The sequence below is a fragment of the Streptomyces roseirectus genome (assembly GCF_014489635.1).
GTDB classification, from domain to species: domain Bacteria; phylum Actinomycetota; class Actinomycetes; order Streptomycetales; family Streptomycetaceae; genus Streptomyces; species Streptomyces roseirectus.
Map to the genome: position 1 here is coordinate 5,231,949 of NZ_CP060828.1, position 20,537 is coordinate 5,252,485.

16 protein-coding genes and 1 pseudogene are annotated in these 20,537 nt (G+C 72.1%); 6 read left to right on the forward strand and 11 right to left on the reverse strand.

Going from position 1 to position 20,537, the window contains the following annotated elements; translation table 11 throughout:
• Positions 1 to 12: 12 nt before the first annotated feature.
• From pstA to IAG44_RS43655, 10 genes and pseudogenes are all read right to left on the reverse strand, one after another.
• Positions 13 to 1,062 carry a phosphate ABC transporter permease PstA gene (gene pstA, locus IAG44_RS22155; RefSeq protein WP_187748808.1) on the reverse strand — a complete coding sequence of 350 codons (1,050 nt, stop codon included), beginning with the start codon at positions 1,060 to 1,062 and terminating at the stop codon, positions 13 to 15.
• Positions 1,059 to 2,054: a phosphate ABC transporter permease subunit PstC gene (gene pstC, locus IAG44_RS22160; RefSeq protein WP_187748809.1), complete on the reverse strand. Its 996-nt coding sequence runs from the start codon at positions 2,052 to 2,054 to the stop codon at positions 1,059 to 1,061. Before pstC ends, pstA begins: the two co-directional genes overlap by 4 nt.
• A 98-nt stretch (positions 2,055 to 2,152) precedes the next feature.
• On the reverse strand, positions 2,153 to 3,283 hold the full coding sequence (pstS, locus tag IAG44_RS22165; protein WP_187748810.1) for a phosphate ABC transporter substrate-binding protein PstS: 1,131 nt from the start codon (positions 3,281 to 3,283) through the stop codon (positions 2,153 to 2,155).
• Between the two features lie 192 nt (positions 3,284 to 3,475).
• Positions 3,476 to 3,916: an NUDIX hydrolase gene (locus IAG44_RS22170; RefSeq protein ID WP_187748811.1), complete on the reverse strand. Its 441-nt coding sequence runs from the start codon at positions 3,914 to 3,916 to the stop codon at positions 3,476 to 3,478.
• An 18-nt stretch (positions 3,917 to 3,934) separates the two neighbouring features.
• Positions 3,935 to 5,227 carry a CHAD domain-containing protein gene (locus tag IAG44_RS22175; RefSeq protein WP_187748812.1) on the reverse strand — a complete coding sequence of 431 codons (1,293 nt, stop codon included), beginning with the start codon at positions 5,225 to 5,227 and terminating at the stop codon, positions 3,935 to 3,937.
• Positions 5,208 to 7,433, reverse strand: coding sequence for an RNA degradosome polyphosphate kinase (locus tag IAG44_RS22180; protein WP_187748813.1), 2,226 nt, complete (start codon positions 7,431 to 7,433; stop codon positions 5,208 to 5,210). The genes IAG44_RS22175 and IAG44_RS22180 overlap by 20 nt, the downstream gene beginning before the upstream one ends.
• Before the next feature lie 411 nt (positions 7,434 to 7,844).
• The gene (locus IAG44_RS22185) at positions 7,845 to 8,900 is read right to left on the reverse strand and encodes a hypothetical protein (protein ID WP_187748814.1); all 1,056 of its coding nucleotides are present in this window, start codon (positions 8,898 to 8,900) and stop codon (positions 7,845 to 7,847) included.
• The gene (locus IAG44_RS22190; protein ID WP_187748815.1) at positions 8,897 to 10,336 is read right to left on the reverse strand and encodes a hypothetical protein; all 1,440 of its coding nucleotides are present in this window, start codon (positions 10,334 to 10,336) and stop codon (positions 8,897 to 8,899) included. The genes IAG44_RS22185 and IAG44_RS22190 overlap by 4 nt, the downstream gene beginning before the upstream one ends.
• Positions 10,333 to 11,241 carry an ABC transporter ATP-binding protein gene (locus IAG44_RS22195; protein WP_187748816.1) on the reverse strand — a complete coding sequence of 303 codons (909 nt, stop codon included), beginning with the start codon at positions 11,239 to 11,241 and terminating at the stop codon, positions 10,333 to 10,335. The genes IAG44_RS22190 and IAG44_RS22195 overlap by 4 nt, the downstream gene beginning before the upstream one ends.
• A gap of 194 nt (positions 11,242 to 11,435) precedes the next feature.
• Positions 11,436 to 11,810: pseudogene (locus IAG44_RS43655) on the reverse strand (GntR family transcriptional regulator); the annotation flags it as partial.
• Between the two features lie 176 nt (positions 11,811 to 11,986).
• Here IAG44_RS43655 and IAG44_RS22205 point away from each other — a divergent pair.
• The 5 genes from IAG44_RS22205 to IAG44_RS22230 all read left to right on the forward strand — a co-directional run bounded on the left by IAG44_RS22205 (position 11,987) and on the right by IAG44_RS22230 (position 17,272).
• Positions 11,987 to 12,529: an RNA polymerase sigma factor gene (locus tag IAG44_RS22205; RefSeq protein ID WP_187748818.1), complete on the forward strand. Its 543-nt coding sequence runs from the start codon at positions 11,987 to 11,989 to the stop codon at positions 12,527 to 12,529.
• A 73-nt stretch (positions 12,530 to 12,602) separates the two neighbouring features.
• Positions 12,603 to 13,439 (forward strand): cupin domain-containing protein, encoded by an 837-nt coding sequence (locus IAG44_RS22210; RefSeq protein ID WP_187748819.1) that lies wholly within the window; start codon positions 12,603 to 12,605, stop codon positions 13,437 to 13,439.
• A 52-nt stretch (positions 13,440 to 13,491) separates the two neighbouring features.
• Positions 13,492 to 14,364 carry an ABC transporter ATP-binding protein gene (locus tag IAG44_RS22215; protein ID WP_187748820.1) on the forward strand — a complete coding sequence of 291 codons (873 nt, stop codon included), beginning with the start codon at positions 13,492 to 13,494 and terminating at the stop codon, positions 14,362 to 14,364.
• Positions 14,361 to 15,884, forward strand: coding sequence for an ABC transporter permease (locus IAG44_RS22220; RefSeq protein ID WP_187748821.1), 1,524 nt, complete (start codon positions 14,361 to 14,363; stop codon positions 15,882 to 15,884). Before IAG44_RS22215 ends, IAG44_RS22220 begins: the two co-directional genes overlap by 4 nt.
• 278 nt (positions 15,885 to 16,162) lie before the next feature.
• A complete protein-coding gene (locus tag IAG44_RS22230) occupies positions 16,163 to 17,272 on the forward strand; it encodes a hypothetical protein (RefSeq protein ID WP_187748822.1) in 1,110 nt (369 codons plus the stop codon).
• Here the strand turns inward: IAG44_RS22230 and mshD are convergent.
• On the reverse strand, positions 17,232 to 18,149 hold the full coding sequence (gene mshD, locus IAG44_RS22235) for a mycothiol synthase (protein WP_187748823.1): 918 nt from the start codon (positions 18,147 to 18,149) through the stop codon (positions 17,232 to 17,234). The genes IAG44_RS22230 and mshD overlap by 41 nt on opposite strands.
• A gap of 484 nt (positions 18,150 to 18,633) precedes the next feature.
• Between mshD and IAG44_RS22240 the strand changes: the two genes are divergently transcribed.
• The gene (locus tag IAG44_RS22240; RefSeq protein WP_187748824.1) at positions 18,634 to 20,436 is read left to right on the forward strand and encodes a bifunctional metallophosphatase/5'-nucleotidase; all 1,803 of its coding nucleotides are present in this window, start codon (positions 18,634 to 18,636) and stop codon (positions 20,434 to 20,436) included.
• The last annotated feature ends 101 nt before the right edge of the window (positions 20,437 to 20,537 follow it).

Consider the following 20,537-nt stretch of genomic DNA (forward strand, 5'->3'; position numbering starts at 1 on the left):
TGAGGGCCGCCGTCAGCGACCGGACTTCGGGGCCTTCCAGCGGGCGATGCCGCGCGCCACCAGGTTGAGGATCATCACGAACGCGATCAGCGTCAGGGACGCGGCCCAGGCGCGGTTGAACGCCGCCTCGGAGCCCGCGCTCTGCGAGTACTGCTTGTAGATGTACAGCGGCAGTGACTCCTGAGCGCCCTCGAAGGGGTTGTTGTTGATGAACGGGTTCCCGAACACCAGCAGCAGTACCGGGGCCGTCTCACCGGCGATACGGGCGACGGCCAGCATGACGCCGGTCGTGATGCCGCCGATCGCGGTCGGCAGGACGACCTTGAGGATCGTCCGCCACTTCGGGACGCCGAGCGCGAGGGACGCCTCACGCAGCTCGTTGGGGACGAGCTTCAGCATCTCCTCCGTCGAGCGGACCACCACCGGCATCATCAGGATCGCGAGCGCCAGCGAGCCGGCGAAGCCGAACGGCTGCATCTCGAAGATCAGCATGAGACTGAGGATGAACAGACCCGCGACGATCGACGGGATGCCCGTCATGACGTCGACGAAGAAGGTGACGGTCTTGGCGAGCTTGCCGCGTCCGTACTCCACCAGGTAGATCGCGGTGAGCACACCGACCGGGGCACCGATGAGCGTGCCGAGGCCGACCTGTTCGAGGCTGCCGATGATCGCGTGGTAGATCCCGCCGCCGGGCTCGGAGTCGGCGACGACGCCCATCGAGTGGGACAGGAAGTAGAAGTCGAGGACCTTCACACCGCGCTGGACGGTCGACCAGACGAGGGACGCCAGCGGGATCAGCGCGAGGAGGAAGGCGACCCACACGAAGCTGGTCGCGACCCGGTCCTTGGCCTGCCGGGGGCCCTCCACCTTCGCCGCGACGGCGTACGTGCCGGCGACGAAGAAGACGCCCGCCATCAGGGCCCACTGGATGTCGCTGTCGAGCCCGGCGACGGCGCTGACGGCGAGGCCGAGCGCGACGGAACCGGCGGCGATCGCCCACGGCGTCCACCTCGGCAGGCTCGCCCCGCGCAGGGAGTTCTTGACGGTCGCGGTGCTCATGCGTTGGCCCCCGAGTACTCCTTGCGGCGGGCGATGATCAGCCGGGCCGCGCCGTTGACCAGCAGCGTGATGACGAACAGGACCAGACCGGAGGCGATCAGCGCGTCCCGGCCGAAGTCGTCCGCCTCGCTGAACTTGCTGGCGATGTTCTGGGCGAAGGTGCCGCCGCCGGGGTTGAGGAGGCTGGCGTGGATGTCGAAGTCGGGGGAGAGGACCGTCGCGACGGCCATCGTCTCGCCGAGCGCGCGGCCGAGGCCCAGCATCGACGCCGAGATCACACCGGAGCGGCCGAACGGCAGGACGGCCATGCGGATGACCTCCCAGCGCGTCGCGCCGAGGGCGAGCGCCGCCTCCTCGTGCATCTGCGGGACCTGCCCGAAGACCTCACGGCTGACGTTCGTGATGATCGGCAGGATCATGATCGCCAGCAGGATCGAGACGGTCAGCAGCGAGCGCGCCGGACCCTCGTCCCACGCGAACAGGCCCGTCCAGCCGAGGTAGTCGTTCAGCCACCCGAACAGCCCGTTCAGGTGCGGTACGAGGATCAGGGCGCCCCACAGGCCGTACACGATGGACGGCACCGCGGCGAGCAGGTCGATCACGTAGGCGATCGGGCCGCGCAGCCGGCGGGGGGCGTAGTGGGTGAGGAACAGCGCGATGGCGACGGCGACCGGGACCGCGATGAGCATCGCGATCAGCGACGAGACGATCGTGCCGAACGCCAGGACCGCGATGCCGAACTTCGGCGGGACGATGCCGGTGTTCCACTCGAAGGTGGTGAGGAAGTTCCCGTCGTCCTTGTTGATCGCGAGGACCGCGCGGTACGTCAGGAAGATGGCGATCGCGGCCATGATGACCAGCAGGAAGATGCCGGAGCCGCGCGAGAGGCCGAGGAAGATCTTGTCGCCCATGCGGCCGGGGCCCTTGCGGCGGGCCTGCGGGGCGGGGCTGTCCGTGGGGGGTGGGGCGTCGGTTATCTGTGTCGTGTCCATGGAGGTTCTCCGGTCTGCGGGAGCCGGGTGGGCTCCGGGCGGCGGTGCACCGGAAGGCACGGCCCGGGAAGACGCGCTCCCCGGGCCGTGCCGTCAGATCAGCTCAGGCCCTCGATGGTGGAACGGACCTTCGTGATGATCGCGTCGGGGATCGGCGCGTAGTCGATGCCCGACAGGACGCCCTGGCCGTCGGTGGAGGCGATGTAGCGCAGGAACGCCTTCGTGGCCGGCAGCGTCGCGGACTTGTTGCCCTTGTCGCAGACGATCTCGTACGTCACCAGGGTGATCGGGTACGCGCCCTCGGCCTTGGTGGTGTAGTCGAGCTTCAGCGACAGGTCGGAGCCGGTGCCGACGACCTGGGCGGCGGCGACGGCCTTCGTCGCGCCGTCCGAGGACGCCTTGACCGGGGTGGCCGCGCCGGTGGCGATGGCGACCGAGTTCAGGCCGTCCTTCGCGTACGACAGCTCCATGTAGCCGATCGCGCCGTTGGTCTGCTTGACGCCGCCGGCCACGCCGGAGGAGCCCTGCGCCGACTGGCCGCCCTTGGCCTGCCACGCCTTGCCGCCGGAGAAGGTCCACTCCGAGGGGGCGGCGGCCTTCAGGTACTTCGTGAAGTTGTCCGTCGTACCCGACTCGTCGGAGCGGTGGTACGCCTGGATCTTCAGGTCGGGGAGCTTGGCGCTCGGGTTCAGCTTCACGATCGCCGGGTCGTTCCACTTGGTGATGTCGCCCTTGAAGATCTTCGCGATCGTCGGGGCGTCGAGCACCAGGTTGTCCACGCCGGACAGGTTGTAGGCGACGGAGATCGGGCCGGCCACCATCGGGAGGTCGATGCCCTGGCCGCCGGAGCAGACCTTCTTGGAGGCGGTGACCTCGTCGGGCTTCAGCGCGGAGTCGGAGCCGGCGAAGGCGACCGTGCCCTGCGTGAACGCGGTGATGCCCGCGCCGGAGCCGGAGCCCTTGTAGTTGACCTGGACGCCGGAGCACGCCTGGGTGAAGTTCTTCACCCACGCGTCGATCGCGTTCTTCTGCGCGGACGAGCCGTCGGCGAGGAGCTGGCCCTTGGCGTCGTCACACTTGACCGAGCTGTTCGACGTGGCCGCGGAGGAGCTGCTGTCGCTGCCCTTGCTGCCGGTGTCGTCCGAGCCGCACGCCGTGAGGGCCAGGGCGCCGGAGACGGCGAGAGCGCCGAGAGCGAGAGCCCGCCGGTTCTTGCGCTGAAGCTTCACTTGAGGGAGATCCTTCCGGGAGCCGCCGTCCTGAATCCGGCGGCGTGCGAGGCTTGGTGGCCCGGAAACGTCCGTCGTTCTGCGTTCCGTGCCGTACAAGGCCGAAATTAAGCAGAACAGGTGAAGCCGCCGATGGGCTCATATGAACGGCGGGTGAACCCCTGAAGGCGGTGTGGTTAGGTCACGGAACGCTTACGTCGAGGACACGGGCGGGCGCCGGAGCGAGGTCAGGAGCGCGTCGACGAGGTCCCTGTCCCTCGGCTGGGTGAGGCGGGTTCGCGCCGCCGCCGGGGGGAGCCAGAGGATGCGGTCCACCTCGTCGTTGGGGACGAAAGCGCCGGCGGTCGCACGGGCGGCCCAGTAGTGGACGCGTTTGGGGCGGCCGTGGACCTCGTATTCGAGGGTGTGGAGACGGGCGCCGGGGGTCGCCGTGTAGCCCGTCTCCTCCTCGACCTCGCGCAGGGCGCCGTCCAGGGGGTGCTCGTCGCGTTTCAGCTTGCCTTTGGGGTGCGACCAGTCGTCGTACTTGGGGCGGTGGACGAGGCACACCTCCAAGGCGTCTCCGGGGGTGCCGTCGATCGGGGAGGTGCGCCACAGGACGCAGCCGGCTGCCTGGATGGTGCCCGTGTTCATGAGGTTCGCCTCTGTTCCTTACGGCGACGGTGTCAGCGTGCGCGTCTGCCAGCTCTGCTGGAACGCGTACCTGGCGGCCTCGACCTCATGCCGCTGGTCCGCGTGCAGGACGCCCAGCGCGTACGCCGTCGCCGGGGCGATCCTCGGCGTGCGGGCCGCGTGGGCCGCCGCCGCTGCCGCCTCCGACGCGTCCCGGTGCCGGTCCAGGGCCTCGCCCGCCTGCTGGAGACGGACGTCCGGCAGGGGCTCGCCCAGCGCCTCCAGGGCGTACCGGTGCAGGCGCAGCAGCAGGCGGACCTGGTGCCACGGGGCGTCCTGGGGGTGCGGGGCCGTGTCCGGGGAGAGGCCGTGGATCAGGGCCTCCGCGTTGTACGGGCTGCCCGCGGTGAGCAGCGGCAGGGTCGAGATCGCCGCCGTCAGGCGCTCCTCCGCCGCGCCTGCCAGGGGTTTCAGCGGGGTGACCTGCGCCTGGGGGGCGAGGGGGACCTCGCTCGCCAGTAAGGCGATCTTGTCGGCGACCGCGTGGAAGCGGCTGGAGCCGAGGGCCTGGAGGGCTGTGCTGTGGGCCCTGGTGCGGGCGAGGGTGAGCTGGCGGTCGAGGAGGGCGCCGGCTTTGGCCGCGCCGACGGTCAGGGTGCCGCGTTCGGGGGGTGTGTCGAGGGTGCCGGCGGTGGGGGTGCGGGGGGTGGAGGTGGTGGGGGTGGTGGTCGCCGCGGGCGCGGGGGGTGCGGGCTTGCGGGTGGACGTCGTCGGCTGGCCCGGCAGGAGGGGGGCGCCCGAGAGGCGGTGCAGGGCCAGGAGGAGGCGTTCCAGGCGGGCCTCGCAGGCGTGCTCCAGGGCCAGGGTGCCGGAGAGCCAGGCGAGCTCGGGGCGGATCTGTTCCGACCAGTCGGCGTCCAGGAGGGGGCGGAAGGTGTGCAGGCTGCCGCTGATCCTGCGGGCCGAGCGGCGCAGGGCCCTGGCCGCGTCCAGGGCGTCGCCCGCGGGGGCCGCCGCGCCCGCGCCGGTCTCCCGGTGCAGGCGCAGGGCGCGGAGGAATTCGGTGGCCTGGGCGCGGAGGTAGGCGGCGAGGGTGTCGCCGGTGGCGGGGGCGGCGGGCGTCGTGAGGGTGTCGCCGGGGGCGGGTGCCGTGCCCGGGGCGAGGGGGTCGCCGGGGGCGGGCGTGCCGGGGTGGACGGCCGGACGGTCGTCCGCGTGGGCGGCGGCGCGTACCTCCCCGTACGCGCCGCCCGGCGTCGCCGTGCCGGGCCTCTCCTCGGCCGGGTGCGCGCCCGTGGCCGTGTTCGTCGGGTCAGGGTGTCGTCGTGCCACGCCGGCGCCTCCGGGCGTCTATGAGCATCTCCTGGATGTTGCGCAGGGGCTGGCCCTCGGCGTCGGTGGCGTGCCGGGTCCACTCGCCGTCGGGGCCGAGGTGCCAGGAGGCGGTCGTGTCGGACATGCCGGTCTCCAGCATGCGGTTGAGGGCGGCGCGGTGACCGGGGTCGGTGACCCGGACCAGGGCCTCGATACGGCGGTCCAGGTTGCGGTGCATCATGTCGGCGCTGCCGAACCACACCTCGGGCTCGCCGCCGTTGCCGAAGGCGAACACGCGCGAGTGCTCCAGGAACCGGCCGAGGATGGAACGCACCCGGACGTTGTCCGAGAGGCCCGGGACGCCGGGGCGGATCGCGCAGATGCCGCGCACCCACACGTCGACCGGGACGCCGGCCTGCGACGCGCGGTACAGCGCGTCGATGACCGCCTCGTCCACCATCGAGTTGACCTTGATCTTGACGTACGCCGGGCGGCCCGCGCGGTGGTGCTGGGTCTCCTTGTCTATGCGGGAGACGAGGCCGTCCCGCAGCGACTTCGGCGCGGTCAGCAGCCGGCGGTAGGTCTCGCGGCGCGAGTACCCGGAGAGCCGGTTGAACAGGTCGGAGAGGTCGGCGCCGACCTGCGGGTCCGCGGTGAGCAGGCCCAGGTCCTCGTACAGGCGGGCCGTCTTCGGGTGGTAGTTGCCGGTGCCGACGTGGCTGTAGCGGCGCAGCGTCTCGCCCTCCTGGCGGACGACGAGCGACAGCTTGCAGTGCGTCTTCAGCCCGACCAGGCCGTAGACGACGTGGCAGCCCGCCTCCTCCAGCTTCTTCGCCCACTTGATGTTGGCGTGCTCGTCGAACCGGGCCTTGATCTCGACGAGGACCAGCACCTGCTTGCCCGACTCGGCCGCGTCGATCAGCGCGTTGACGATCGGCGAGTCACCGGACGTGCGGTACAGGGTCTGCTTGATCGCCAGGACGTCCGGGTCCTCGGCGGCCTGCTCGATGAACGCCTGCACGGACGTCGAGAAGCTGTCGTACGGGTGGTGCAGCAGCACGTCCCGCTCGCGCAGCGCCGCGAAGATGTCCGGCGCGGACGCCGACTCCACCTCGGCGAGGTCGCGGTGCGTGCCGGCGACGAACTTGCGGTACTTCAGCTCGGGGCGGTCCAGACCGTGGATGCGGAACAGGCCGGTCAGGTCGAGCGGGCCCGGCAGCGGGTAGACCTCCGCCTCGGAGATCTTCAGCTCGCGCACCAGCAGGTCGAGCACCTCGCGGTCGATGGACTCCTCGACCTCCAGGCGGACCGGCGGGCCGAAGCGGCGCCGCATCAGCTCCTTCTCCAGCGCCTGGAGCAGGTTCTCCGCGTCGTCCTCCTCGACCTCCAGGTCCTCGTTGCGGGTGAGGCGGAACGCGTGGTGCTCCAGCACCTCCATCCCCGGGAACAGCTCCTCCAGGTGCGCGCCGATGACGTCCTCGATCGGGACGTACCGGCCGGGCGAACTCTCCAGGAACCGCGACAGCAGCGGCGGCACCTTCACGCGCGCGAAGTGCTTGTGCCCGCTGACCGGGTTGCGCACGACGACCGCGAGGTTCAACGAGAGGCCGGAGATGTACGGGAAAGGATGCGCCGGGTCGACCGCCAAAGGGGTGAGGACGGGGAAGATCTGGTGCCGGAACAGGGTGAACAGGCGGGCCTGCTCCTTCTCCGCCAGCTCGTTCCAGCGGACCAGGTGGATGCCCTCCTCCGCGAGCGCGGGGGCGACGTCCTCGTGGTACGCGGCGGCGTGCCGGGCCATCAGCTCGCGCGAGCGCGCCCAGATCATCTCCAGCACCTCGCGCGGCTGGAGGCCGGACGCGGAGCGTGTTGCGACGCCGGTCGCGATCCTTCGCTTCAGGCCCGCCACCCGGACCATGAAGAACTCGTCCAGGTTGCTCGCGAAGATGGCCAGGAAGTTGGCCCGCTCCAGCAGCGGCGTGTTCGGGTCCTCGGCCAGCTCAAGCACCCGCTCGTTGAACGCGAGCCAGCTGCGCTCCCGGTCCAGGAACCTGCCCTGCGGCAGCTCCTCGCCGCCCTCCTCGTACCCGTCGAGGTCGGCGTCGATGTCGGGTTCCAGGTCGGACACCGTCGAGTGGGACACCGTGTGCGGCCGGTGCGCCGCTATGGACCCCACCGAGGGCTGTGCGTGCTGGACTTCTGCCTGGGCGTTGGACTGGCTCATAAACCCATTCTTCCGCGCATGGGGCAGGACGGGCGCGTCGGAACGTGCGGGCGGGAGGGGGGCGGCGCCGCCCGCGGAGGGCAGCGCCGCGGGATCCGTGGGATTCGTGCGTTTCGTGGGGGGAAGACCCTCGGGCGGCGGCGAAGGCTCGGGCACGGCCTGGTTCATTGCTTGAGCGTCGCAAGCCCGTCTGAATCACCGGTTACGGAGACATGACGTGCGGGATAGCGGGGGGTGTTCGGGCGGGGGTGACTGTCCTGGCGTCCGGGGTGCCGTACAGGATGGGGCATCAAGGGGCGCGCGGTACAGGGCGACGGGGGCGGCGATGACATCTGTGGAACCTCCTGACGAGAACGTGATCGTTTTTGATTGGGACGGGGCGCTGTATGTCTATGAATCGTTCACTCGGGGTCACGAATGACCTGGAAGTGGTCGTTGTCGCCGAGGGGGAGTGTCCGGCTGCGTACTTCCCGAACGGGAACTTGAGCCGGGATCGGCGTCGGCGGCGGGGTGGGGGCCGGGAGCAGGGCGGTTGCGTGCCGCTCGGGCCTGAGGAGGCCGTGCGGTTTCTGCTTGCCGGCCGGGAGTCGTCCGGCGGTGGAGTGTCCAGAAGGCCGCTGCGGTGGCTGCCACGGTCACCGTGAGGACGAGGCCGGTCTCCATCAGGTGCAGGGGCCAGAAGTGCGACCTGGGGTGGTAGGTCGTCGTGTCACCGTGCGACGCGAGCCTCCAGGAGCTGTTCAGGACCTCCGGCCAGGTCGTCGTGGTGACGGTCTTCGCCGGCCACAGATCGGGGCGGACGGCGAACAGGGTCCCCTGGAGCAGCGCCGTCGCCGTGAACCCCGCCGCGAGGGCCGGGAGCGTGCGGCCGATCAGCAGCGCCGCCAGCGCGCCGAGCGCCAGCGCGCACAGGGCGTACGCGGTGGTCGCCGGCCCGCTCGCCACGAACGCGCCGGGCTCCGACCAGCCCTTGTTGTAGAGCAGCGCGTCGCTCGTCCTCCGGGTCCAGCGGTACACGGCGACCAGGACGGCCGACCCCGCGACGACCGCCACCGCCGGCACCGCGAGCTTCGCCACCAGCCAGCGGGCCGGTGACACCCCTTGCGTCCACGCGAGATGCGCCGTCCCCGACTCCAGCTCCCGCCCGATCAGCGCCCCGCCCGCGAACGCGGCGACACCGAGCGACGCGTACCCGATCACGAGCCCGGCACGGTCCAGCCCGACGCTGTACCTGTGCGCCTCATAGGCGTACGCGCACAGGTCGTCACAGGCGCGCTTGTGGTCCAGGATCGACTGCGCGTCGACCTTGCCGCTCCAGACGAGCCAACCCAGGGTCACGACCACGAACCCGGTCCAGGCCAGCAACGCCGTGCGGTGCAGCCGCAGGACGGTCCTGGTCAGGCCCCCGCGCCCGGAGGCCACGGCTTCCGGCAGGTCCCTGCGGGGCGGTGTGAGGGTGGCACTCATGCGGTGGCCTCCTTGAGGACGCTCTCGTCGGAGACGCCGTTCTTCCGGGTGCTGTCCTTGCGCGTGCCGGCCCTGCCTGTGAGGTCCCGGCCCGTGCCGGCCTGGCTCGTGCGGTCCTTGCGCGTGCCGTCCTTGCGCGTGCCGTTCGGCCGTGCGCCGCTGAGCCGGGCGCCGATCCTGCGGGCGCTCTTCCTGACCGCGCCCGCGCCCACCCCCGCTCCCGGGACGCCGCTCCCGAGCGGTCCGGTCGTCCGGCGCAGGACGAGGAACGCGGCCAGCGTCAGCAGCCCGGCGACGACCGTCACGAACCCCGTGCCGGTGAGCTGGAGCGGCCAGAAGTGGGACTCCGGGTGGTACGTCACGTAGAACCCGGCCCCGTCCACCTTGTCGTACACGGCCTGACAGGAACCGCCCGCGACGACCGGCCCGCACCCGGGGTCCGCGACGTGCGCCCCGGACGACGTGACGACCCCGTACGACGCCGCGAACCCCGAACTCCGGTACCCCGCCTGGAGACTGGTCGTGTCCGTGACCGTCGGCCACAGGTACGGCGTCACCCACACCGTCGCCTCCCGCACCGCGAGGGCGATCCCCGCGCCGAGGGCCAGCGCCGGCAGCGTCCGGCGGAACAGCAGTCCCGCCAGCGCCCCGCCCGCCAGCCCCGCGAGGCCGAGCGCGACCGCCGTGGGGCCGTTCGTGTAGAAGGTCGCCTCCTCGTACCACTGCCCCACGTGCACGGACTCGCTGTCGCCCGCCACCCACGTGAGCCGGTGCAGCGCCACCAGCGCTCCCGCGCTCGCGGTGATCACCACGGCCGGCACGAGCAGACCTCCGGCCAGCCAGCGCATCGGCGAAACTCCCTGACTCCACGTCAGCCGCGCGGTACCGCTCTCCAGATCCCTGCCGAACAGCGCCGCGCCGGACCAGGCGCCCACGATCAGCGGAAGGGCGTACAGCGCGGTCGTCGCGTAACCGAACAGGTCGTCGTGCCGCAGCACCCCTCCCTCGCCGTACCGGGCACTCCGCAACGCCGTGTCGACGAAGGGCACCCAGCCCGCGAGCTGGAGCGCGGTGAGGGCGAGGACGAGGACGGCCCAGGTCGCGAGGGCGGGCCGGTGCAGGCGGAGGAGCCAGCGGAGGTGGGCGGTCGCGGGGGGTTCTTCGGTGCGGGCGTGGGGTGTCGAGGCTCGGGTGTGGGGTGTCGTGGTGTGCGGGTGGGCCGGCTCTTCCGGGGTTCGGTCCGTCGGACTGAGGGCTCGGTCAGGGGCGTCCGTGGATCGGTTCGCCGTGCCGGGGGCTCGGGTCGGTCCGTCCGAGACCCGGGTCGGTTCGTCCGGGGTCTGATCGGTTCCGCTCGGGGGCGGGGCCGTCCCGTCCGTGGGCGGGTGCGGTTCGTTCGGTGTCCGGGCCGGTGTGTTCTCGGGGTTCCTCGTCATGCCGCTGCCCCTTCCGCCGGGGTGTGCCGGGGCTGTGGGGGTGACGCGGGGTTGCGGAGGTGGGCGAGGACGAGTTCTTCCAGGGTCGGGCGGGACGCGTGCCAGTCGGGCGGGAGGGGGTCTTCCCGGCGGATCAGGGCCGTGAGCTGGCGGCCGGTCACGCGGGACTCGACGATCGTGTGCGGGGCGAGGGGCGAGGTCTCGGCGGGGCCCTGGACCCGGGCGTGGGCGTCGAGGAGGTCGTCGATCTCGCCGGTGAGGCGGACGCGGCCGTCGCCGAGCAGGAGGAGGAAGTCGCAGGAGTCCTCCAGTTCGGCCACCACGTGGGACGACATCACGATCGTCGTCCCGTGACGGGCGGCCTGTGACATCAGCGTGGCCATCAGCTCGTGCCGGGCCAGCGGGTCGAGGTCCGCCATCGGCTCGTCCAGGAGGAGCAGGTCGGGGCGCTTGCCGAGGGCCAGCGCGAGGGCGACGCGGGTGCGCTGGCCTCCGGACAGGGACCTGATCCGCTTGGCCGGGTCGAGGCCCTGGCCGGTGGCCACCCGGTCGGCTATGTCCGCGTCCCAGCGCGCGGGGTTCAGGTCCGCGCCCATCCGCAGCGTCTGCGCCACCGTCAACTGCGGGTACAGGGGCTTGTCCTGGGCGACGTATCCCACTCGGGAGCGGGCGTGGGCGGGGGCCGTGCCGAGGGTGGTCAGCGTGCCTTCCGACGGGGGCAGCAGGCCCGCCGCGAGGGCGAGGAGGGTCGACTTGCCGGCGCCGTTCGGGCCGACCACCGCGCAGACGCGGCCGGCGGGGAGGTGGAAGGAGCAGTCGCGCAGGGCCCAGGTGTCCTTGTGGCCGAAGCGTCTGCCTAATGCCGTGGCCGTGAGGGCGTAGGGGTGGGGGTCGGTGGTGGTCATGGGCGGTTCTCCTCACGGATCGGGGTGGTTGCGGGGCGTCGGGTTGTGGGGGGCTCGGATGTTTCGGATGGTGCGTAGAGAGAGGACGGGGGCGGTTCGGCTTGTTCGGGTGCTTCTGTCCTCTTCATCGGATCCGGGTGGCCGATCGGTTCTGTCCCGGCATGGCCGATTCGGGAAATTTCTTCGGCAGTCGTCGGGAAGTGCTCGTCGAGCACGGCGGTGAAGAGCGCCGCCACGTCGTCGCGGTCGAGGCCGGCGTCCCGGGCCCGGTCCGCCCAGCCGTGGAGTTCCCGTCGTAGAGGGGAGTCGTCGGCGGGAGCGGTGCCGAGAGTGCGGCGGACGAAGGTGCCGAGGCCGCGGCGGGCCTCCACCAGTCCTTCTCTTTCGAGTTCGCGGTACGCCTTCAGCACCGTGTTCGGATTGATGGCCGCGGCCTCGACGACCTCGCGGGCCGTGGGGAGGCGGTCGCCGGGGCGGAGCAGGCCGAGGCGGAGGGCCTGCTTGGTCTGCTGGACGATCTGGACGTAGGTGGCCACGCCGCTGTGCCGGTCGATGCGGTATTCGACCACGGGTTCCACCACCCTTTCACTAATTGAGTAGTGAAAGGGTGGTGGAAGGTGGCGGGCTCGTCAAGCACGTATATAAGGGGACAAGGAAAATCGCAGGTCAGACCGGCTTTCGAGGAGTCGGAAAAATTTCTGGCCGGATCGTGAACCGATCGGACGGGCCGAAGCGATGAGGGGGTGTGAGCGAAACGCGAAGTGACGGAGAGCTGCTGCGGGCCATCGCGGCAGACGGGGACCGTCACGCCTTCGAGGAGCTGTACCGGCGATACGCGCCGTGGCTGGCAGCACGACTGCGCAGCCGCTGCTCGGACGCCGGGACGGTGGACGACGTCGTGCAGGAGACGTTCCTCGCGGTGTGGCGGGGCAAGGCCCGCTATCACGAGGACGGTGACGTGGCGGGCTGGCTGTGGCGCATCGGCGCCCGCCGCCTCGTCGACGCCCTGCGCCGGGACGGCGCCCGGGGCCGGCTCAGGCAGGCCCTGGCCCGGCTCCGCCACCGCGACGAAGTGTCCGCGGAGGACCGCGTCCTCACGGGAGTGGAGCACGGCGACCTCGCGGGCGCCCTCTCCCGCCTCTCGCCCGAACTCCGCGCGGTCCTCCAGGCCACGGTCATCGACGGCCTGAGCACCCGGGAGGCCGCCGCCCTCCTCGGCATCCCGGCGGGGACGGTCAAGACAAGGGCGCTACGGGCCCGCAAGCAACTGAGGGAGGCGCTGACGTGAGGGCGCTGACGAGCAGGGGCGCCCAGCGGGGCGCGACGGCGGGACCGGGTCGGATCGACGGAAGGAGCGCGGCATGAGCTGGCATGTCGGTGAAGAGGAACTGCGTGCTTACGCGCGGGGCGAGCTGGCGGCGCCGATGCTGTGGTCGGCGGACACGCACCTCGCATCGTGCGAGCAGTGCCGGGCCGCGCTCGCGAGGGAAGCCGACCCGGTCGCGCTGGACGCGGGCTGGGAACGGCTCGACGCGGAGCTGGACGCGCCGAGGCAGGGGCTGTTCGAGGGGCTGCTGGTACGCCTCGGGGTCGCCGGCCACACCGCGCGGCTGCTGACGGCGACGCCGATACTGCGCCGGTCCTGGCTGTTCGCGGTGCTGTCCGTCCTGGTGATGACGGTCCTGATGGTCCGGACGGCCGACAACCCGGCGCTGTTCCTGGCGCTGGCGCCGCTGCTGCCGCTGGCGGGCGTGGCCGTGTCGTTCGGACGGTCCATGGACCCGACGTACGAGATGGCGATGGTCGCCCCGATGCACGGCTTCCGGCTCCTGATGATCCGCACGGTCGCCGTCCTCACCGCCAGCCTGGCCCTCAACGGCCTCGCCACCCTGGCCCTCCCCGGCTACGGGCTCCTGGCGCTGGCCTGGCTGGTCCCGGCACTTGCCCTGACGGCGACGGGCCTGGCCCTGACGGCTCGCCTGGGCGCGGTGATCGCGCCGGTGCTCACCAGCTCCACCTGGGTCGGGATCCTCCTGTACGCCCGGTCCCGGGGCGACGACATGCTGGCGCCCTTCACGGTCCCGGGCCAGGCGGTGGCCGCCGTGATCGCCGTCGTCGCCGGCCTCGCCCTGTACCGGTCCCGCGACCGCTTCGACATCCGCCCGATGGGCGGCTTCCAGGAAGGAGGGGCGATGTGACGACGCGACGGACGCCGCGCCCCACCGACCACCACACCATCCGGAGGACCCCATGACGGGCATCACCGACACGACCTTGACGGCCACCGGCCTCTCCCTGCGCTACGGCGGGACGCACGCCCTGGACGGCGTCTCCCTGCGGCTCGGCAGGGGAGTCACCGGCCTGCTGGGGCCGAACGGCGCCGGGAAGACGACGCTGCTGCGGGTCCTGGCGACGGCGGTGCCGCCGGACGGCGGGGAGTTCAGGGCGCTGGGACACGACCCGGGGACGGGGGCGGGGCGGCTCGCGCTGCGTCGCTCGCTGGGCTACCTGCCGCAGAACCCCGGGTTCCACCCGGACTTCACGGCGTTCGAGTTCGTCGACTACGTGGCGATCCTCAAGGAGCTGAACGACCGGGGCGACCGGATCCGGGAGGTGCGGCGGGTGCTGGAGGCCGTCGACCTGAGCGACGTGCGCAGGACGCGGCTGAAGAGGCTGTCCGGCGGGATGCGGCAGCGGGTCGCGCTCGCGGCGGCGCTGGTGGGGGACCCCGGGCTTCTGGTGCTGGACGAGCCGACCGTGGGCCTCGACCCCGAACAGCGGATGCGGTTCAGGGAGTTGATCGCGCAGGCGGGCGAGGGACGGACGGTGCTGCTGTCGACGCACCAGACGGAGGACGTGGCGATGCTGTGCCACCGGGTGATCGTGCTGACGCGGGGCCGCGTCCGCTTCGAGGGCACGCCGGCGGAGCTGACCGCGCGGGCGGCCGGCCGGGTCTGGAGCAGCGACGGACGGGACCCGGCGGCGCTGGCCGGCTGGCGCACCGGAACGGGCAGCTTCCGCAACATCGGCGACCCGCCGAAGGGCGCCACGCTCCTCGAACCGACCCTGGAGGACGGCTACTTGCTCACCCTGGACGGCGAGAGCGCGGAGGTGTCCGCATGAGCACCCTCACGGTGACGCCCCGCGCGGAGGCCGAGACGCGGACCACTGGCGGCCGTCGGGCCGGCTCGGTCGTCGCGCTGGCCCGCTTCGAGGCCCGCGAGATGCTGTTCCAGATCCCGGTGCTGCTGTTCGCGGCCATCTACCTCGTCCTCACCGCCATGCGGCTGTTCAAGGCCGAGGGCATGAACGACTTCCCGGTCCTGCACATGGCGGACCGGGACACCCAGGGCCTCCCGCAGTTGTTCGCCCTAGCCGTCCTGATCAGCGCCAACTCGGCGGTGCTGAGGGTGCGCAGGGACAAGACGGCCGAGCAGTTCGGGATGCTGCCGATGGAGCCCTGGCGGCGCACGCTGGCCCACGTCCTGTCGATCGTGCCGTTCGCGCTGTTCACCGCGGTGGTCGTCGGCATCGACTTCACCGTCGCCGCGCTGAAGCCGGGCGCGGTGGGGACGGGCTCGGTCGGTGAGCTGCTGGTGGGGCCGCTGACGGTGCTGGCGGCGGGGATCGTCGGGATACTGCTGGCGGGGCTGTGGCCGCTGACGTTCCTGCCGGTGCTGCTGCTGATGGTCGCGTACCTCACCCTCGTGGGGCCGGTGGTGCTGGACGGTGACTGGTCGCAGTGGTTCTATCCGGTCGTCACGGACGGGAACTCGGGGGGCATCCCGGTTCCGTCGGACCTCCTGGGCCGTCCCGCCGGCTGGCACGCGCTCTACCTGGCGGCCCTGTGCGCGCTGCTCACCTGCGTGGCGATGATCCTCAAGGGCGGTCGCACCAGAGTCGTCAAGGCGGCGACGGTCCTGGCGCTCGCGGTCACCGTGACCGCCGCGTTCGGGCAGCGGCCGGACGGTGGCGCGGCCCTGGCCGAGGCGAGGCGGACGGCGACCGAGCACCCGGAGAAGGTGCAGTCGTGCAAGGAGTACGGCGGCTCGACGTACTGCTCGTTCCCGGAGTGGGACGGCCAGCGCGGGCGGTGGGCGCAGGTCGTGGACCGGGTCCAGGGCAACGCCGGTCTCACCGTGCCGCTGACGGTGCGCCAGCGCGTGGACGTCAGTGGCGGGGTCGAGAGCGACGCCGCGCTGTCGCCCCAGAAGGCACGGGGGGACGTCACGATCGGCACGCGCTGGGGCGGCAACCGGGTCTCCGAGTTCGCGGTCGGTGTCGCGTCGGTGCTGGTCGCGGGGTCGGAGCAGGCGGCGGAGCAGTTGTGCGGGGCCCGTGCGGTGACCGTCATGTGGCTGACCCTCGGGGGAGAGCCCAACCCCAGGGACACGTTCAGGAGCCTCCGTATCGACGACAGCACCGAGGGCTCCGCCGTCGTCCGCACCCCCGCCGACCCGATCGCCCTGACGGCCCAGCAGACCGCCGTCGTCAACGAACTCCTCACCCGCCCCCGCGCCGAGGTCACGGCCAAGGTCAAGGCCCACTGGACCGAACTGACCGCCCCCGGCACGAGCACGGCGGACGCGGCGCGCCTGCTGGGCGTGCAGGCACCGAAGGGAGAAGAGACGTGCGGCGAGTGAGGAAGACTGCCCCGGCGACCCCGGCGACCCCGGCGACCCCGGCGACCCCGGCGACCCCGGCGACCCCGGCGACCCCGGCGACCCCGGCGACCCCGGCGACCCCGGCGACCCATGCAGAGCTGGTGAGTTTGACGCCGGACGGCCAGGCCAGTTCGGCTTCGGCGGGCGTACCGGTTCCGCCGGTCGACTCAGGTACCCCGGCAGGGCAGGGCGTCACGTCGTCAGGCTCCGTCCCCTCGACGCCCGGTCCGTCCGTCTGGCGTTCGATACCTCGTCTGGTGCCGGCTCTCGCTCGGCCCACCTGGCGGTCGACGCCGCGTCTGGCCCCCGCGCTGGCGGCCGGTGCCGGGCTGCTGCTTGCCGCGTCGGCGCGGGTGGCGGAGGCGCCGCCGGACGCGTTGTCGGGGTTGATGCTGATGAGGGTCACCGCTCTGCTGGGGGCCCTGGGGCTGGCGTTCTTGTTGGACGACCGGGCCCGGGGGATGACGGAGACGGCGCCGGTGCCGAGGCCGGTGAGGGTGGGGCTGCGGCTGGTGGCGGCGGTGCCGCTGGCGGCGTTGTGGTGGACGGTGACGGTGTTGCTGGTGCCCGCGGGGTCCCGGCCGCCTCTGCTGCCGCTCACGCTGGAGGCCGGCGCGATGGCGACGACCGCGTTGGCCGTGGCGACGGCACGGGTCCGGTTCACGGATGCCGCGACGCCCGGGGGAGGGGCGGCGATCGGGACGCTGACGGCCGTCGCCGTGGCCGTCATGATCCCGGCGCGGTGGGGCCTGTTCGCGCTGCCGGACGAGCCGCACTGGGCGGGGGCGCACTGGAGGTGGGCGCTGGTGCTGGCGGTGACGGTGCTGGCGTGCGGGGTGTGGACCCCGCAGCCCCTCGGACGCCGGGCCCGTCAGCCGTTCGGGCAACGCCCCTCCCGGCCCTCCGGCTCCTCCGGCCTGCCGAGTTCGTCCCGGCTCTCCGGCTCTTCCGGCGCCTCACACCCCTCCGGTCCCTCCGGCTCTTCCGGTGCCTCAGGCTCGTCCGGTCTGCCGAGTTCGTCCCGGCCTTCCGGGGCTCCGAGGTCTTCCCGGCTGTCCCGCCTTCCGAGGTCTTCCCGGCTCTCACGGCTTTCGCGGCTCGCCAAGCTCCCTCGGCCCTCTCGAACCGCACGCCCCTTCCCGCCGGCCCGGCCCCTCAACCCGTCCTGGTCTTCCCGGCTCTCCGGGCTGGCCCGAGCTTCCCGGCCGTCCCAGCTGCCCCGGCCCTTCCCGTTCGCCCGGCTCACCCGGACTGCCCAGCCCGCCCGGCCCCTTCAGTCCGCCTGGGCGTCCTGGATCCCCCAGTTCGCCCAGCCCTTCGGAGTCCTCAGCTTTCGGCGCGGTACATCAGGTCCGTCTCATGCGTGAGGAAACCGAGGCGTTCGTAGACGGCGACCGCGGCCTTGTTGTCCGCGTCGACGTAGAGCATGGCGGTGGGCAGACCCTGGCCGGCGAGATGGCGGAGCCCGATCGTGGTGAGGGACTTGCCGAGCCCGCCCCCCTGGACGCCGGGCTTCACGCCGAGGACGTAGACCTCGCCGAGCTGTTCGGCGGCGTGGACCTTCGTCCAGTGGAAGCCGATGAGCTCGTCGCCGCGGAAGGCGAGGAAGAAGCCGGCCGGGTCGAACCAGGGCTCGGCGACGCGGGCGTCGAGGTCGCGCTGGACGAGGGAGCCCTGCTCGGGGTGGTGGGCGAACGCGGCGGCGTTGAGGGCGAGCCAGTCGGCGTCGTCCTTGCCGGGGACGAAGGCGCGGACGGTGACGCCGGCGGGCAGGACGGGCTCGGGCAGGCTGAGGTCCGTCAACGTGCGGCGCATCTGGCGCAGTTCGCGGAACAGGGTGAGACCGAGGACCTGCGCGAGATGCCGGGCGGCGGGATGCCCACCGTGCGCCCACACGCGCAGCCGCTTGCCGGTGGCGCTGAGCAGAGCCGAACCGAGGGCGCGCCCGTGACCGTGTCCCCGGTGCGCGGGGTGGACGACGAGTTCCGCGGCCGGCGCCTCGACCGGGTCGGTGTCCTCCAGCTGGGCGTAGCCGACGAGTTCGGTGCCGGTGGACAGGAGCAGGTGGGCGATGCCCTCGCGGGCGCCTCCCCGCAGGTTCAGGCGGCCCTGTTCGGACACCGCCTGCTGACCGTCGGTGCGAGCGGCGTCCGCGAGCAGGGCGAGAACGGCGTCGGTCTGCTCGGGGGTGAGGACGGAAAGGGTGTCGAGGGAGCGGGGCCGTGCGGTGTCGTCGCTGGTCATGCGTATGAGGGTACGGCGAGGGACGGGAGCGCGGGGCGAGGACGAAACGGCGCCCACACCCACGCCCCGCACGCCCCCTTCGAGGAACCGCACGCTCCCCTCGAAGCCGGACGCCACGCCACCCACGTACGCACCCGGCACGGCGCCCCCACACACCGACGGCACCACACCCCCGTCCGCCGGCCGCACCTCACCCCCGTCCGCCGACCGCACAGCACCGACGCGCCCAGCCGCCACGCCACCTCCGCGCACCCCCACGCCCGCACCCCCGCAACCGCCCCCGCCCTCACCCCCGTCCCCGTCCTCGTCCCCCACCCGGCCCCACCCCCGTCCCCCTTCCGTACGACGCGCCGCGCCCCCGTACGCAAAGGCCAGGGCAAAGGGAAACCAGGATGTAACCATGAACCCCCTGTCGTGCTACGCGCGTTGAATCTAGGCTGCGCCGGACGGGGCCACTTGTTCCTAGCCATCTTCAGGGGGGCTCATGCCAGCCAGTTCCCAGCCGTACCCGGGCCGCAGACGGACGACACGGATCCTCGCGGTCGCCGCCGGGCTCGCCACCGTGGGGGCGTTGGCCGCCGCACTGCCCGCGGACGCGCACGACGCCAAGCACCACCCCAAGCCGCAGTTGAGCCGCTACCAGGACGTGCAGCTGCTGTCGTTCAACGACCTGCACGGCAACCTGGAGCCCCCGTCCGGCTCCTCGGGCCGGGTGAGCGAGCACCAGGCGGACGGTACGACGAAGACGATCGACGCGGGGGGCGTCGAGTACCTGGCCACGCACCTGAGGAACGCGCGCAAGGGCAACCCGTACTCGATCACCGCGGCCGGCGGGGACATGGTCGGCGCGTCGCCGCTGATCTCGGGCCTGTTCCACGACGAGCCGACGATCGAGGCGCTGAACAAGCTGGACCTGGACGTCACGAGCGTCGGCAACCACGAGTTCGACGAGGGCGCGCGCGAACTCGCCCGCCTGCAGAACGGCGGCTGTCACCCGACGGACGGCTGCTACACGAACGAGGAGTTCGAGGGCGCCGACTTCCCGTACCTCGCGGCGAACGTCCTCGACGAGAAGACGAACAAGCCGATCCTGAAGCCGTACTGGGTGTGGCGGAAGAACGGCGTCAAGGTCGGCTTCATCGGCGTCACCCTGGAGAACACCCCGGGCGTTGTCTCGGCGGAGGGCGTCAAGGGCCTCAAGTTCAAGGACGAGGTCGAGACGATCAACAAGTACGCGAAGGCGCTCCAGCGCCAGGGCGTGCGGTCGATCGTCGCGCTGATCCACGAGGGCGGCGCCCCCGCCTCGCAGTCGTACAACTACGACTGCGACGCGCCGGGCGCGGGCGACGGCATCTCCGGCCCGATCGTCGACATCGCGAAGAACATCACGCCGGCCGTGGACGCGCTGGTCACCGGCCACACGCACGCCGCGTACGTGTGCACGATCAACGACCCGTCGGGCAAGCCCCGCATGGTCACCTCGGCCGCGTCCTTCGGCCGCCTCTACACCGACACGACGCTGACGTACGACCGCTGGACGGGTGACATCGCCCGGACGGCCGTGAAGTCCGCGAACCACGTCGTCACCCGGGACGTCCCCAAGGCGCCCGACATGACGCAGCTCATCGACAAGTGGAACACCCTCGCGGCGCCCATCGGCAACCGCGCGATCGGCTACATCTCGGCGGACGTCCCGAACACGGGCACCGAGTCCCCGGCGGGCGACCTCATCGCGGACGCCCAGCTCGCGTACGGCAAGGGCCTCGACCCGGAGACCGACCTCGCGCTGATGAACCCCGGCGGGGTGCGCGCCGGCTTCACCTACGCGGCCAAGGGCGCCGAGGGCGACGGCGTGGTGACGTACGCGGAGGGCTTCACCGTCCAGCCGTTCGCGAACACCGTCAACCTCCAGGACTTCACCGGCGCGCAGGTCATCCAGATCCTGAAGGACCAGGTCACCGGGGTGAACACGGCCTCGCCGAAGATCCTGCTCCCGTCCGCGAACCTCACGTACACCCTCGACCTGACGAAGTCGGGCGCGGACCGCGTCGTCACGGACACCGTCCGGCTGAACGGCGCCCCGATCGACCCCGCCGCCACCTACCGCGTCGCCACGAACAGCTTCCTCGCGGGCGGCGGCGACGGCTTCCCCACCCTCGGCCAGGGCACCAACGACCTCGTCGGCGCCGACGACCTCGCGGCCCTCGCCCAGTACCTGACGGCGAACTCCTCGCCGGCCGGCCCGCTGGCTCCGCCGGTCGCGAACCGGATCACCATCGTGCGGTGACGAATGCGGTGACGGATTCCGTGTGAGGCCGCGCGGAGTGCCGGGCAAGGCCGCGCAGCGTTCCGAGATCCCCCTGAATTCCGATTCAGGGGGATCTCGTT